This is a genomic window from Sphingobacterium lactis, assembly GCF_051951495.1.
GTDB classification, from domain to species: domain Bacteria; phylum Bacteroidota; class Bacteroidia; order Sphingobacteriales; family Sphingobacteriaceae; genus Sphingobacterium; species Sphingobacterium lactis_A.
Window position 1 is genome coordinate 36,921 of record NZ_JBNHAS010000001.1, and the last position, 15,135, is coordinate 52,055.

Annotated in this window: 12 protein-coding genes; 8 read left to right on the plus strand and 4 right to left on the minus strand. The window is 38.9% G+C overall.

Going from position 1 to position 15,135, the window contains the following annotated elements:
* Window positions 1-4 precede the first annotated feature (4 nt).
* A complete protein-coding gene (locus tag ACP6L2_RS00160; RefSeq protein WP_440507240.1) occupies window positions 5-562 on the plus strand; it encodes an HPP family protein in 558 nt (185 codons plus the stop codon).
* 123 nt (window positions 563-685) lie between these two features.
* Here ACP6L2_RS00160 and ACP6L2_RS00165 read toward each other — a convergent pair whose 3' ends face one another.
* Window positions 686-2,482, minus strand: coding sequence for a DEAD/DEAH box helicase (locus tag ACP6L2_RS00165; protein ID WP_440507242.1), 1,797 nt, complete (start codon window positions 2,480-2,482; stop codon window positions 686-688).
* Window positions 2,483-2,966: 484 nt separating this feature from the next.
* Here ACP6L2_RS00165 and ACP6L2_RS00170 point away from each other — a divergent pair, with 484 nt between their 5' ends.
* From ACP6L2_RS00170 to ACP6L2_RS00180, 3 genes are all read left to right on the plus strand, one after another.
* A complete protein-coding gene (locus tag ACP6L2_RS00170) occupies window positions 2,967-4,454 on the plus strand; it encodes an amino acid permease (RefSeq protein ID WP_440507244.1) in 1,488 nt (495 codons plus the stop codon).
* A gap of 116 nt (window positions 4,455-4,570) precedes the next feature.
* Window positions 4,571-4,756, plus strand: a complete 186-nt coding sequence (locus ACP6L2_RS00175) for an RNA-binding protein (protein WP_440507246.1) — start codon at window positions 4,571-4,573, stop codon at window positions 4,754-4,756.
* A 3-nt stretch (window positions 4,757-4,759) separates the two neighbouring features.
* Complete coding sequence (locus tag ACP6L2_RS00180; RefSeq protein ID WP_440507248.1) at window positions 4,760-5,131, plus strand: VOC family protein; 372 nt, start codon at window positions 4,760-4,762, stop codon at window positions 5,129-5,131.
* Window positions 5,132-5,208: 77 nt separating this feature from the next.
* Here ACP6L2_RS00180 and ACP6L2_RS00185 read toward each other — a convergent pair whose 3' ends face one another.
* The 3 genes from ACP6L2_RS00185 to ACP6L2_RS00195 all read right to left on the minus strand — a co-directional run bounded on the left by ACP6L2_RS00185 (window position 5,209) and on the right by ACP6L2_RS00195 (window position 8,348).
* Window positions 5,209-6,537, minus strand: a complete 1,329-nt coding sequence (locus ACP6L2_RS00185) for an OmpA family protein (protein WP_440507250.1) — start codon at window positions 6,535-6,537, stop codon at window positions 5,209-5,211.
* 96 nt (window positions 6,538-6,633) lie between these two features.
* Complete coding sequence (locus tag ACP6L2_RS00190) at window positions 6,634-7,494, minus strand: universal stress protein (RefSeq protein WP_344674512.1); 861 nt, start codon at window positions 7,492-7,494, stop codon at window positions 6,634-6,636.
* A 14-nt stretch (window positions 7,495-7,508) separates the two neighbouring features.
* Entirely contained in the window at window positions 7,509-8,348 is an 840-nt protein-coding gene (locus ACP6L2_RS00195; RefSeq protein ID WP_440507253.1) for a universal stress protein, read from the minus strand.
* 290 nt (window positions 8,349-8,638) lie between these two features.
* Between ACP6L2_RS00195 and alaS the strand changes: the two genes are divergently transcribed.
* From alaS to glmS, 4 genes are all read left to right on the plus strand, one after another.
* Window positions 8,639-11,254, plus strand: a complete 2,616-nt coding sequence (gene alaS, locus ACP6L2_RS00200; RefSeq protein ID WP_440507255.1) for an alanine--tRNA ligase — start codon at window positions 8,639-8,641, stop codon at window positions 11,252-11,254.
* Between the two features lie 5 nt (window positions 11,255-11,259).
* Entirely contained in the window at window positions 11,260-12,363 is a 1,104-nt protein-coding gene (locus ACP6L2_RS00205; RefSeq protein ID WP_440507257.1) for a redoxin domain-containing protein, read from the plus strand.
* Between the two features lie 106 nt (window positions 12,364-12,469).
* Window positions 12,470-13,162, plus strand: a complete 693-nt coding sequence (locus tag ACP6L2_RS00210) for a response regulator transcription factor (protein ID WP_344674508.1) — start codon at window positions 12,470-12,472, stop codon at window positions 13,160-13,162.
* Between the two features lie 130 nt (window positions 13,163-13,292).
* Entirely contained in the window at window positions 13,293-15,134 is a 1,842-nt protein-coding gene (gene glmS / locus ACP6L2_RS00215) for a glutamine--fructose-6-phosphate transaminase (isomerizing) (RefSeq protein ID WP_440507259.1), read from the plus strand.
* Window position 15,135: the final 1 nt, after the last annotated feature.

Sequence of the window (15,135 nt, forward strand, 5' to 3'; positions counted from 1 at the left end):
CGTCATGTATCGAGAGACACTAGTCGATTTTAGGGAGCACTTTTGGTCTTTTGTAGGTGCGTTTATTGGAATTGGCCTAATAGCCTTTATTCAATCACATCAATTTGCATATTTAGAAAATGTATTCCTGATTGGCTCCTTTGGAGCCTCTGCTGTATTAGTCTATGGTGCTATACAAAGTCCATTGGCCCAACCTCGTAATTTAGTTGGAGGACATGTAGTATCGGCTATTGTCGGAGTTACGGTTGCTCAATTACTGCCGGATATTATTTGGATTACAGCACCCTTAGCTGTGGCTTCATCTATTGTTGCCATGCAGATAACGCGTTGCTTGCATCCTCCAGGAGGTGCAACTGCGCTGATCGCTGTGAGTGGGGGAGCTAATATCAGTAGTTTGAGCTATCTCTATGTCCTTACGCCTGTGTTTTCTGGTACCATGATTTTACTTCTTGTGGCACTATTGTTTAATAATATCACCAAGAAAAGACATTATCCGGTTCGCGGATCTCGTTTGAGGAAATCCAGAAGACTGCAGATCAAGAAAAGATTTTCAAATCGATAGTTTATAAAATACAGATCCTAAAGGGTAGTCAATATAGATTGTAATTTTTTAGGAGCGTATGCTAAAAAAGAAAAAGGTTAGAAGCAATTGCTTCTAACCTTTTTTATGGAAAACCACTAGGGCTTAGTATCTACTTTTAGATTCTCTACGTTTACCAGAGAAGTCACGGAATCCACCACCATTACCGTTGCGATCTCTACGACCACTACCGTTACGAGATGAACCATTTCTTTCTCCACCACCACGTTCGTTAGAACGACGTCTTCCGTTTCCACTTCCGCCACGGTCATTTGAACGACCTTCACCAGAAACTTCAATACGTACATTTCTTCCGTTGAAATCAACATCCTTGAATCCTTGGAATACATTGTTTACTTCTTCATCTTGTACTTCGAAGAAAGTGAATACACCTTTCAAGTCAATCTTACCGATTGATTTTCCAGAGATCTTACTTTTGTTACAGATAAAGCTTAACATATCTCCGCGGCTGAATTCATCCACAGATCCTAAGTTAATGAATAAGCGAGTATACCCTTTAGAGCTTTCACGACGACCGTTACGCTCACGGTCACGACCGCGGTCAGTATCACGAGCTTCGATGTTCAAGTCAGGAGCTTCTTCATAGTAGTTCAAGAATCTATTGAATTCTAATGAAGCAAAACGTTTTACGATTTCCTCTTTGCTTAGGTCTTGAAGACTTTCTAAGATTTGAGGTAAGAATGTGTTGATGCGGTCTTCATGTACTTCTACATTATGTACCTTGTCAATGATAGCGAACAATTGTTTCTCACAAACTTCTGTTCCTTGAGGAACTTGCTTGCGCACAAATTCTTTACCAATGATTTTTTCGATGTGACGAATCTTGCTCATTTCTTTAACATTAACTAAAGAAATAGAGATACCAGTTTTACCAGCACGAGCTGTACGACCAGAACGGTGCGTATAGTTTTCTGTTTCGTCAGGTAAAGAATAGTTGATTACGTGGGTAACATCGTTTACATCAATACCACGAGCAGCTACATCTGTTGCGATCAACAATTGTAAGTTACGCTCGCGATAGCGTTTCATCACTTTATCACGTTGTTGTTGCGATAGGTCTCCGTGTAAAGAGTCAGCGTTATAACCGTCTTTGATAAGAGCCTCAGCAATCTCTTGTGTTTCGATTTTAGTACGACAGAACACAATACCAAAGATTTCAGGATAAAAGTCAACGATACGTTTAAACGCAGCGTATTTGTCTTTAGCCTTAATCATGTAATAATGGTGTTCGATGTTCGTATTACCAGTGTTTTTAGTACCTACTGTCAACTCGAATGGGTTGGTCATGTAGTTTTGAGCAATACGACGTACTTCTTTAGGCATGGTTGCAGAGAACAACCAAGTTTTTTTGTCATCAGGAGTTTCCGAAAGGATATTGTTGATGTCCTCTTGGAATCCCATGTTTAACATTTCATCAGCTTCATCTAATACGACATAACGTACGTTAGAGAAGTCGATAGCGTTACGGCCGATGATATCAAGCATACGACCTGGGGTAGCAACAACGATCTGTACACCGCGACGGATTTGTCTCAATTGATCGCTGATGTTTGCACCGCCATATACGGCAACCACGTGCACATTGTCTAAGTGTTTGGCAAATTTCTCTAGGTCTCTTGCAATTTGCAAACACAGCTCACGCGTTGGACATAGGACCAATGCTTGTGGTTGTTTTACCGAAAAGTCTAGTTGTTCTAAAAGAGGAAGACCAAATGCCGCAGTCTTCCCTGTACCTGTTTGGGCTAATCCGACAAAATCGTCGTTACCAGTCAGTAATACAGGAATGGCTTTTTCCTGGATGGGAGAAGGTTTTTCGAAACCTAACTCTGAGATGGCATTAACAATCTCATGACGGATTCCCAGTTCTAAAAATGGGTTCATGAAATAAAATATACAATAGGCACAATTGCCTAAGGCGGTGCAAAGATAAGAACAATATTTGATTTATCCTACATTTCAATGCTTTACGTTTTAGAAATGCCTGAATCTCAATATTTTTGTAGCTGAATCTGCTTTTGCTTGTAGCTGTATGCCGCCACGCTAATATCATTCTATTTTTAAAAATGATAGACTTATTCGCTCTGTTGTTCACTTGTAATGTGCAAGTAATCACTTTGTTACTGCTTCAGGATAGTTAATTGTAACATTTTTTGAGTCTTATTTTTGAAATATTATTTGTTGATTTCTGATTATAAAAAAATATGATTCTAAAAATAAATATTTTGTAAGAATAATAATTGTGCGCGACTGATTTGGAAATACTGAAACGCTAAGTATTTTGAGCTTAGGCTGATAATCTGTCAAAAAACTGTAAGGTTTTTTAATTTTTTCGTAGGTTTGAGACTGATAATAACTAATCTAAATTATGTGGTATAAAAAATCAATCGCAAAGTTAGTTTCAGAAGCTGAGCAGAGTGGTGAGGGTACATTGAAGCGTACGCTTTCCAGTTCAGGACTAATTGCTTTAGGGATCGGAGCTATCATTGGTGCCGGTCTTTTTTCATTAACAGGTATTGCTGCAGCTGACCATGCAGGCCCTGCCGTGATGTTATCCTTTATTGTTGCTGCTGTTGGCTGTGCTTTTGCCGGCTTATGTTATGCAGAATTTGCCTCGATGATTCCAGTTGCAGGAAGTGCCTATACATATTCCTATGCAACCATGGGCGAGTTTATGGCATGGATTATCGGTTGGGACTTGGTACTGGAATATGCCCTAGCGGGGGCAACTGTGGCTGTGAGTTGGTCGCAGTATTTCAATGAATTTATGGTCATACTCGGTATACATCTCCCTCCGGAGCTATTATCAGGACCTTGGGAAGGTGGTGTGATTAATCTTCCGGCTATTGTCATCGTCTGTTTACTATCGCTTCTGTTAATGCGGGGAACGCAGGAGTCATCTTTTGTAAACAATGTATTGGTTATTCTTAAGGTAAGTGTTGTTATCCTTTTTATTGCTTTAGGATGGCAGTTTATCAATCCAGCGAATCATACACCTTTTATTCCAGCGAATGAAGGAGAAGAGTTGTTAAAACAAGGAAAGATTGGATTTGGTGAGTTCTTTAGTGGTGATTATTTCGGTCATTATGGTATATCAGGCATTTTCCGTGCTTCGGCAGTTGTATTCTTCGCTTTCATCGGATTTGATGCAGTAAGTACAGCGGCTCAAGAGGCTAAGAATCCTAAAAAGGGCATGCCAATCGGTATTATTGGATCACTGATTATCTGTACCATTCTTTACGTTTTATTCTCTTATGTTATGACTGGTTTAGCTCCATATACTGCTTTCAGTGGAGACGCTAAGCCTGTTGCAACAGCTTTCGAGAAAACAGGTTACCATTTCTTGAATACAGCCATGATCGTAACGATTATTGCCGGTTATACTTCCGTTATTTTGGTGATGCTATTGGGACAAAGCCGTGTGTTCTATTCCATGAGTAAAGATGGTTTATTACCTAAGTTATTCTCTGATCTTTCGAAAAGACAAACACCTTGGAAAACCAATTTAATCTTCATGGTATTCGTGAGTATTTTCGCTGGTTTTGTGCCTGTATCTGACTTAGGGCATATGGTGAGTATCGGTACTTTATTTGCCTTTACCTTAGTTTGTATCGGAGTATTGGTATTAAGAAAGACTAATCCGGAACTTAAACGTCCATTTAAGACTCCTTTGGTGCCATTGGTGCCAATATTAGGAATCTTGGTATGTATTGCCATGATGGCTTCATTGCCTTTGGTGAGCTGGGAGCGTCTAGGTATTTGGATGGCTATTGGTGTAGCTGTTTATTTCCTTTATGGACATAGAAAGAGTGTATTGCGCAAGGAGCGCGAAGCAGAAGCTAATAAGAAAGATTAATATAATTTTATAAATATATAGCCCTTGACTCTAAGTCAAGGGCTTTTTTTATGTGATTCCCATTCATTCCAAGCATTTAATAGTACATTTATATAAACTATTTCAAGCCATTGATGATGGAAGAACTTTCAATTAAAAACGGCGATTTCTGTCAAGTTGTGGCAGGGGTTCATCGAGGGAAAAAGGGAATTATTCAAGATTTGAAGCACAGTAAAACTGGACATATTACGATTACTGTATGCATGGAGGATTCCAATCGCTTTAAAACCTTGGGAAGAAATGTAGAAATCATAAAGCAATAAGCTATGGAAGGAGCAGTATTACATGGGATAAGACCTATCTTGTATACCGATAGACTGGAGGAGTCCATTCAATTTTATCGTGATGTATTAGGCTTTGAGCTTAATGAATATAATGCCGATTGGGGATGGGCAAGTTTAGGCTGCGGGATGGTGGAAATTATGTTGTCAAGGCCAGTGGGCAATAAACCCTTCGATGGATCCAAGTTTACAGGTAGTCTTTATATCACATGTGAAGCGGTAGAAGTGATCTGGATGGAGTTGAAAGATCAATTAGAAGTAGTTTATGCTTTAGAAGAATTTCCTTGGGGAATGCGCGAATTTGCAGTCTACGATTTGAATGGATATGTTCTCCAATTTGGAGAAATGGTGAATTAATTATAATCTATATATAAAACAAAAGGCTTGGATTCTTTGAAAGAACCCAAGCCTTTTTTGCTTGTATATAATTACTATTAATAAAGCGTAAATTCTACACGTCTGTTTTGCTGACGACCTTCTGCAGTAGCATTTGTAGCGATAGGTTGGTTAGGACCATAACCTGTAGCTTCGATGCGAGAAGCGTTAGCACCTTTAGATACTAAGTAAGCTTTTACTGACTCAGCACGTTCTTTAGACAAACGTAAGTTAGTTTGCATAGAACCTGTGTTGTCTGTGTGACCAGCAAGTTTCAAGCTGAAGTTTTTCTCAATTAATAATGCAGCAACGCGATTTAAGGATTCATAGGATGTAGGGCGAATAGTAGCTTTTCCAAGATCAAACTCAAGGTTTTTGATCGCTTCATCAACTACTTTTTTGTCTTCTTCAGTAACAACGATTTTCTCAACTACTTTAGTTTCGTGTTTCATTTCTGGAAGAGGACATCCTGAACCATCTACCTTAGTTCCAGTAGGAGTGTTAGGACATTTATCGAATTTGTTAGCAACACCGTCACCATCATCATCTTTAAGATCGTTATTGATCGTAGAGATATCAGATTTCAATTGTTCGTTAGCAGCAACTAAAGCATCACGCTCAGCTTTCAACTCATCGTATTTTGCTACTAAAGTACCAACTGGGTTGCTGTTACCTAAGTATGGCTTGCGGCTATCGCCTAAAGCAATCTCTAAACCTGCATGTGCATAAGAGAATAAGTCGTTTTTGTATTGACCACCAGCTTTACCATCGAAATCTTGGTTAGCCCAGTTCAATTGGTATCCTAAGTCAATGTTGATTCCTTTTGCTACTGCAAATTTGAAACCTGCATCAACTGGTACATAAAGCTTAGTTTGAGAATCAGCAGTAGTTGCTGTACCATCTGTAGTAGTGGTAGTCTCGAAGTTTAAAGCACCAACACCCACTGCGAAGTAAGGTTTGATAATGCTGTTGAAGAATCTCCAGTTGGTGTTAGCCATCGTGAACTCTCCTGATAAAGCAGCAGACCAAGGCATTTTAGTTTCAAATTCAGAAACTTGAGTTGCAGCAGCATTTTCGTTGATACCTGCAACTTTACCACCCATGTATTGTGCTTTAATTCCGAAAGATGGAGAGATTTGTTTTTTGATGTAAGCTGAGTAACCTACGTTGTGTTTTAATTTATCGAATCCGTCTCTGTTGAAACCAAAGATATTTGATTGGTTTAATACACCAGCATTGATTCCGAAAGACCAAGTTCTGTATTCTGAGTTTGGACCTAGTGGAGTAGTGCCTTCAACTGATGTTTTGTTTGTTTGAGCAAAAGAAGTTGTTGCAAGTAAACCCGCAACAGCTAACATGCTAGCTTTTTTAAAGTAAAGTGTTTTCATATTATATATGTTAATTTATTATGAAGTCTGCATGACAAAATTGTTGCCAAAGTTTTCGCTTTGGCAACAATGTTTAAAATCTATGCATGTTTGTAGCTATTTTGCTATGAGAACGCGAGCAAAAAAGGTAGGTATTTGAAGGTTGAAAGCAAGTTTTTTGATCACATTGCTTTCTGTCCACTGACGGAAAACACTCTTTTTACTTTTGGTAAGTAATAGAATGTCAACTTGTTCATCGATTAATACAGAGGTGATTCCTTGAGCAACACTTTCTTTTCTTCCCATAAATAAGGTTTGAGGCTTAATGATGTAAGAAATATCAGTGATATGCAATTCCTTTTCAATACGGTCTATCCATACTTTAAAGTCCGCATCGATGTCTTTGATTGCTCTTTCAGACGTATTGATGTGAATAAGCATCAATTGGAAGTTCACCTTAAATAAAGGAATAGCTTGTGCTAATGCGGTTAGTTCAGCTTCTTTGAAATTACAAAGTAAGCCTATCTTATCCTTTTTATAGTGAGAAGCATTTTGAGGAACAGCTAAAACTGGTGTCGTTGTATTCATGATGGTATCATAAGTGTTGCTACCAATAAATACTGCTTCTAAACCAGATGCTCCTTGAGTTCCCATTACCACTGCGTCGTATGCCGTTGCACTAGTTAATGCTTTAATCTCATCGTATAAGTTTCCTTCTCTGAAAATTCCTTCAATTTTAAGGTTAGGGAATTTCTGTTGAGTTTGCTCCACTAGCTCTTTCATTTTGGATTGGGCTTCTGGAACACGTGGGTCTACCAATGGCGTTTCATCTTTGATGTTAGCATAAGTATTGGAATGTTCAGAAAATACGTGTACCAAATCTAAGCTTTGTCCAGAATCCTTTGCCAATTCGCAAGCATAGTTTAATGCGGATTCAGAATACTCAGAAAAATCTATAGGAATTAATAATTTGCTCATGTGTTATGATAAATTTAAACTTTTTCAAAAAATGCTGGCTTACTTAATTCCAAGGCAATGGCTTTGGAAACCGAAGGTTTAAATAAGCGCTCAAAGAAAGTCTTGCGACTTGGGGTAACTAAAATCATATCCGGGTTTACTTTGCTAATAACATTGTAAACCACTTCAGGTACTGTGTCTAGGTTATCGTCTTCAACATGGATTTGTTCAGCGATGCTGTGTACTTCTCCGATAGAAGACATCTCCCGAATATTGAAAGACCAGGTATTTAAGGTGTCTTCCACGTTCTGCTGCTTCTGTCCATCCTTAAAAACATGGATTAAAGTCAAGGAATCTACTTCCCCAATCCATTTCATATAGGCCTTAAGGGTATCAAGTTCCTCAGGCTTGAAATTCGTCAATAAAGCAATTTGTTTTGCTGTTGCCTTTGTTGGTTCATTAGGGATAACCAAAACTGGGATCTCCGATTTTGAAGCGACGGCTAAGGTTGTGCTACCATAATACAATGATTTATGTTGGCTCTCGCCAGAAGCACCCATGATGATGATTCCATAATCGTTATTGTGGGACAATTCCGTTAATTTTTCTACGATAAGACTTCGAGAACATTCCAGGGTAATCGATAAGTTTGGAAATAAATCCATAAGCTCATCTTTAAGCTCTTGGATAAGCTCATCTGCCTTTAATGTAGGTTCTACTGGCTCTTGATCGTCATCATCTAAAACGGAAGCAGAAGTATAACAATGCAATAAGTGAATGCTATAGTCTTTGGCGTTTGCCAATTCACAAGCATATTCAGCAGCATATCTAGCGTTGAGTGAGAAGTCCGTAGGAACTATGATGGTCATTTTCATGTATTGCAAGTGTATGTTTTTCCGTGTTTAAATTTACTAAATTATTTGATGAAAAGAGTAGGAAAGGGGAATATGCTTCGCTATCGCTACTATATTAATGAAACTTTGTTCCTTTATTTCCAATAAAAATGTGCTGATGGAATGCCTTAATTATTCCTTACACGATCAATTGGAAGTCAAATTTTAGGAAATTAAGCCGAAATAGGCACAGATGCCCTGAATTGAGGCGTCAGATTTATATAATTAATGATTTTTAAGTAGTTTTGCGTTCAAATTTATACAGCACATCAATGACCAGTAGAGAAATTCGTCAGGCTTTTTTAGAATATTTTCAAAGTAAGGGACATCAAATCGTTCCTTCTGCACCAGTAGTTGTGAAAAACGACCCTACCCTCATGTTTACCAATGCAGGGATGAATCAATTCAAAGACTTATTTTTAGGCGAAGCCCCGATTAAATTTCCTAGAATTGCCGATACACAACGTTGTTTAAGAGTTTCTGGAAAGCATAACGACTTGGAAGAAGTAGGGATTGATACCTACCACCACACCTTATTTGAGATGTTGGGGAACTGGTCTTTTGGCGATTATTTTAAGAAAGAAGCTATTCAATGGGCCTGGGAGCTTTTAACAGAGGTATATAAATTAGATAAAGATCGTTTATATGTGACCATCTTTGAAGGTGATGAGTCTGAGGGTCTAGCGAAGGATACTGAAGCTTTCGACTTTTGGAAAGAGTGGATTGCTGAAGATCGAATTCTACTAGGTAATAAGAAAGATAATTTCTGGGAAATGGGTGATACAGGTCCTTGTGGTCCTTGTTCAGAGATCCATTACGATATGCGTCCCGATGCAGAGCGTGCTCAGGTGTCTGGTGCTCAATTAGTGAATGCTGATGATCCGCAGGTTATCGAAATCTGGAACTTGGTATTTATGCAGTTTAACCGTCTAAAAGATGGTAGCTTAAAACCACTACCGGCAAAACATGTCGATACGGGAATGGGATTTGAACGTTTGGTGCGTTGTATTCAGCATAAAACATCCAATTACGATACAGATGTTTTCCAACCTTTAATTCAATTTATTTCAGAGAAATCGGGTATCGCTTATGGTGCAGACGAGAAAACCGATATCGCTATGCGCGTTTTATCGGATCATATCCGTGCAGTAAGCTTTGCTATTGCCGATGGTCAATTGCCATCTAATAATAAAGCAGGTTATGTAATTCGTCGTATCTTAAGACGTGCGGTTCGTTATGCTTACACCTTCTTAAACTTCAAAAACCCATTTATTCATGAGCTTGTTCCTGTTTTAGCGGAACAATTCAAAGGTGTTTTTGATGAACTTTACCAACAACAAGATTTCGTAGAGAAAGTAATCTTAGAGGAAGAAGTTTCTTTCTTAAGAACATTGACTGCTGGTATTCAACGATTCGAAAACTACATCGAACAGAATACAGCTATTGATGGAAATTTTGCTTTTGAATTGTTCGATACATTTGGATTCCCAATCGACTTGACAGAATTGCTTGCTCGAGAAAAAGGTTTAGTTGTGGATATGGATGGGTTCCAGAATGCTTTATTGGCTCAAAAGGAAAGATCTCGCGCCGCTACTGCTATTGATACGGGAGACTGGGTTGTGGTTAATGCGGATGAGGAAAGCCAATTTGTAGGTTATGATCAATTAACAGCACAGACAAGCATTTTAAAATACCGTAAGGTTGCTGCTAAAGGAAAAGAACAATACCAATTGGTATTGGCAGAAACTCCTTTCTATGCTGAAGGTGGAGGTCAAGTCGGAGATACAGGTTATATCCGTTCGTTAGATTCCAATGAGAAGATCAGTATCGTGGATACCAAGAAAGAGAATGGATTATTTATTCACTTTACGAATCAATTACCAACGACCTTAGACGGCGAGTTTGAAGCTGTTGTTAATGTGGCTAAGCGTAAAGATACGGAAGCTAATCACTCGGCGACACACCTTTTACATGCTGCTTTGAAGCAGGTATTGGGTGATCATGTCAATCAAAAAGGATCTTTAGTTTCAGCTGATGTCTTACGTTTTGACTTTTCACACTTCGCTAAATTGACTTATGAAGAGATCAAGCAAATTGAGGATATCGTTAATGCGAAGATTCGTGAAAACATTGCTTTAAAAGAGGAGCGAAATGTTCCATATCAAAAGGCGATTGAATCGGGTGTGACCGCATTATTTGGCGAAAAATATGGTGATCATGTACGTGTGATTACTTTTGATGATAACTATTCAAAGGAATTATGTGGTGGTACACACGTAAGTGGTACAGGCGAGATTGGATTCTTCAAAATCATGTCAGAGTCAGCAGTTGCTGCAGGTGTTCGTCGTATTGAAGCCATTACCGGTACTCGTGCTGCACAGGTTATCCGTGAATATTTTGAGTTGATGAATAACTTCAAGGATCTGTTAAATAACCCTAAAGACTTTGTCTCTGCATTGACGAAGGTTATCGATGAAAATCAATCCTTGAAAAAAGAAATTGAAAATTACATTAAGGAGAAATCCAAAGGCTTAATGGCTGATTTGGAATCCAAGATGGAAAAAATAGGCGATATTCACTTCCTTGCCACGACAGTAGATCTACCTAACGCAGATGCTGTAAAAACTTTAGCCTATGCTTTAAAGGGCGCTGTGAATAACTTGTTTTTAGTATTAGGGGCTAATATTGACGGAAAACCAAGCTTAACCGTAATGATCTCCGATGATTTGGCGAAAGAGCGTGGCTACCATGCCGGCAATATCGTTCGCGATCTTGCTAAGGACATCCAAGGTGGGGGAGGTGGTCAACCTTTCTTCGCCACAGCTGGTGGAAAAGATGTACAAGGATTAGACAAAGCTGTATCTAGAGCCAAAGAATTTTTAAAATAAGAATCATGATGAAGTTTGCTGTAAAAAGTAGTTTATTCGGAGCCTTGCTCCTGAGCTTATGGAGCTGTTCCAATAACGATACTATCCGTGTCAGTGGTGAAATCCAAAATCCAGGAAATGTAAAAGTGGTAAGCTTTTACGAGGGTGACCGTAAATTAGATTCAACTTTTATAGCCGATGGTAATCGTTTTAAATTTGAGCGTCCTACTACACAGGAACGTCTTTTAACTTTACAGGTCGGGAATAATCGTTACCCGATTATTCTCGAACCTGGTAAGGAATTGATTTTTAATGTGGATTTGCAAAATCCCGACAATTATGTAGTTGAAGGTTCCGAGCTTACTCAAAAACTAAAAGAATTTGCTCCCCTGAAATCCAGAATAGATTTCGTGCGTGACTCCCTACAACAGGTCTTTACGAAAGCTACCGCTGACATGGGTACAAATGATGTTCAAAATCTTCGTTCAGCCATGTTAATGCAGTTTGAACCATATTTCAAAGATTATACGCATAAGGCTGTCGCATTTGCGAACAAGAACAATGATCTTTCCGGGTTTTATGCTATGACTACTTTAGATCCAGAGATGGCTGAAGCGCAGTTGATTGCTTATTCCGATAAGATCAAAGATCAATTCCCTGATAACCGTTATGTAAATGATTTCCGTGTTGAGGTAGATAAACTGAAGAAACTAGCTGTTGGGCAACCGGCACCTGAAATCATTGGTTACACGCCCGATAATAAAACAGTGAAATTATCCGATTATAAAGGCAAGATTGTTTTAGTCGACTTTTGGGCATCATGGTGTATGCCTTGTAGAGAGGAGAACCCGAACATTGTGAAGCAATTTGCAGCATTTAAAGACAAGAATTTCACCGTGTTAGGCGTGTCCTTGGATGATAACCCAGGGTCTTGGATGCGTGCCATTGAAGACGATAAATTAACATGGACTAACATCTCCGACCTGAAGGCTTGGAGCTCCCCATTGATCATTGATTACTCCATTAAAGGTATTCCTGCTTCCTATATAGTTGATGCTCAAGGAAATATTATTGCCAAGAATTTAAGAGGAAAGTCATTAGAAGAATTTTTGACAAAAACCTTAAATTAATAAGAGCGAATTGTTAAGTTTATTTTAAGGCTTAACAATTTCATAACATTTGGTTAACTTTATTTTATGATTAAGTACATATCTTAGCAAAAAAAGTTAGTGTTATATGGCTAATAAGCAGAAAATCCTGGTAGTGGATGATGAATCGGACATCGTTGAACTCATTTCCTACAACCTTACAAAAGAAGGCTATCAGGTATTTACGGCCTCCAATGGGAAAGAAGGCGTTCGGATTGCAAAAGAGGTTTATCCAGATTTAATTATCCTTGATGTCATGATGCCGGAGATGGATGGCATAGAAGCATGTAGAATCATGCGTTCCTTACCAGAATTCAAACAAACTTTCATGGTGTTTTTAACGGCAAGAAGCGAAGAGTATTCGGAGATTGCAGGTTTCCATGTTGGGGCAGATGATTATATCGCTAAGCCTATTAAGCCACGTGCTTTAATGAGCCGTATCAATGCCATCTTGCGTAGAAATGCAGGTGAAGCTATTGATGAGCATGTAGTAGACAAATTAGAAATCTCTGATTTAGTAATTGACAGAGATTCATTTTTAGTATTCCGCGGTCAAGAAAGACATGTATTGGCCAAGAAAGAATTTGAATTACTTTATTTATTGGCTTCAAAACCGAATAAGGTATTTACACGTGAGCAGATCCTCAAAGCTATTTGGGAAGACTCTGTAGTCGTGACGAATCGCACTATCGATGTACACATCCGTAAACTTCGAGAAAAGATAGGAGATGGCTATGTAGCCACCGTAAAAGGTGTTGGTTACAAGTTTGAACTTGATTAATATTTATTATGTTAAAGGAAACCGAACCCAGTTCGGTTTTTCTTTTGCTATTGCCGCAAACGATTGCGTGTAAAATTTTTATATCTTTGACACGAATTATATATAAAACTTAAATTTAAACGAGAAAATTATGTGTGGAATCGTCGGTTATACCGGAACACGGCAAGCTTATCCAATTGTAATTGATGGCTTAAAAAAATTAGAATACCGCGGATACGATAGCGCAGGCGTTGCTCTGCAAACAGGCGATGCGGTAAAGGTGTATAAGAAGGCTGGAAAAGTAGCCGCACTAGAAGAATTTATCGGAGATCAATCCACGGCTGGCACCACTGGAATTGGTCACACGCGTTGGGCAACCCACGGAGAACCATCTGATCGAAATGCACACCCCCATGTTTCCAAATCTGGAAAATTAGCCATGATCCATAATGGAATCATTGAGAACTACGCCCAACTTAAAAATGAATTACTAAAAGATGGTTATGAATTCCATTCAGATACCGACTCCGAAGTCCTACTAAACTTTATTGAAGATATTCAATTTAATAACGATTGCTCGCTCGAAGAAGCTATTCGTATTGCACTGAAACGTGTTACGGGTGCCTACGTCATTTTGCTCGTTCATGCCGATCAACCCGATATGATCATCGCTGCTAGAAAGGGTAGTCCATTGGTTATTGGTATTGGAAACAACGAACATTTCTTGGGTTCTGATGCTTCACCTATGTTGGCTTATACCAAAGAGGTCGTTTATATTAATGACTATGAACTTGCTATAGTTACACCAGATCAATTAATCTTGAAAAACCTGGGTAATGAGCAATTGACTCCTTTCGTTCAAAAACTTGACTTAGAATTGGCTGCTATTGAAAAGGGAGGCTATGACCATTTCATGTTGAAGGAAATCTTCGAACAGCCTATTACCATTGCCGACTCCTTACGTGGTCGCCTTATGGCCAATGAAGCACAGATTATCCTAAGTGGAATAGACGATATAAAGGATAAATTAATGGCTGCTCGCCGAGTTATTATTGTGGCTTGTGGAACCAGCTGGCATGCAGGTCTTGTGGCTGAATATGTTATTGAAGAGCTTTGCCGAATTAATGTGGAAGTGGAATACGCTTCAGAATTCAGATACCGTAATCCAATCATTGACTCCGATGATGTCATTTTTGCGATTTCTCAAAGTGGTGAAACTGCCGATACCCTAGTGGCATTAGAGCGCGCTAAGGAACAAGGAGCAACTATTTTCGGTATTGTCAATGTAGTAGGTTCTTCTATCGCACGTATTTCACATGCTGGATGTTATACCCATGCAGGTCCTGAAATTGGTGTGGCAAGTACCAAAGCTTATACAGCACAATTGGCTGTATTGATGATGATAGCGTTGAAAGTAGCTAAAGAAAAAGGCACGATTTCCGAAGAAAGATTTGTGAATCTATGCCATGAACTGAATCAGATCCCAGAGAAAGTACAATGGGTTTTGGATAATGAAGTGGACAACATCAAAGCCATTGCATACAAGTATAAGGATGCACATGATATGTTGTTCCTTGGTCGTGGATATAATTTCCCTACGGCCTTAGAAGGTGCCTTAAAATTAAAGGAAATCTCTTACATCCATGCCGAAGGATATCCAGCAGCTGAGATGAAGCATGGACCGATTGCATTGGTTGATGATCAATTGCCAGTGGTATTCATTGCTAGTAAAGATGCCTACCATGAAAAAATCGTCAGCAATATTCAGGAAATCAAAGCCAGAAAAGGTATGGTTATTTCTGTTGTTTCTGAAGGTGATGAAATTACCCCTAGTATATCGAATGATGTTATGCGTGTGCCTAATGTTGATGAGGTAATCGCACCATTATTGACTGTGGTTCCATTACAATTGCTATCCTACTATATCGGTGTTTACCGTGGTTTGGATGTAGATAAGCCTAGGAATTTGGCAAAATCGGTTACCGTGGAATAGG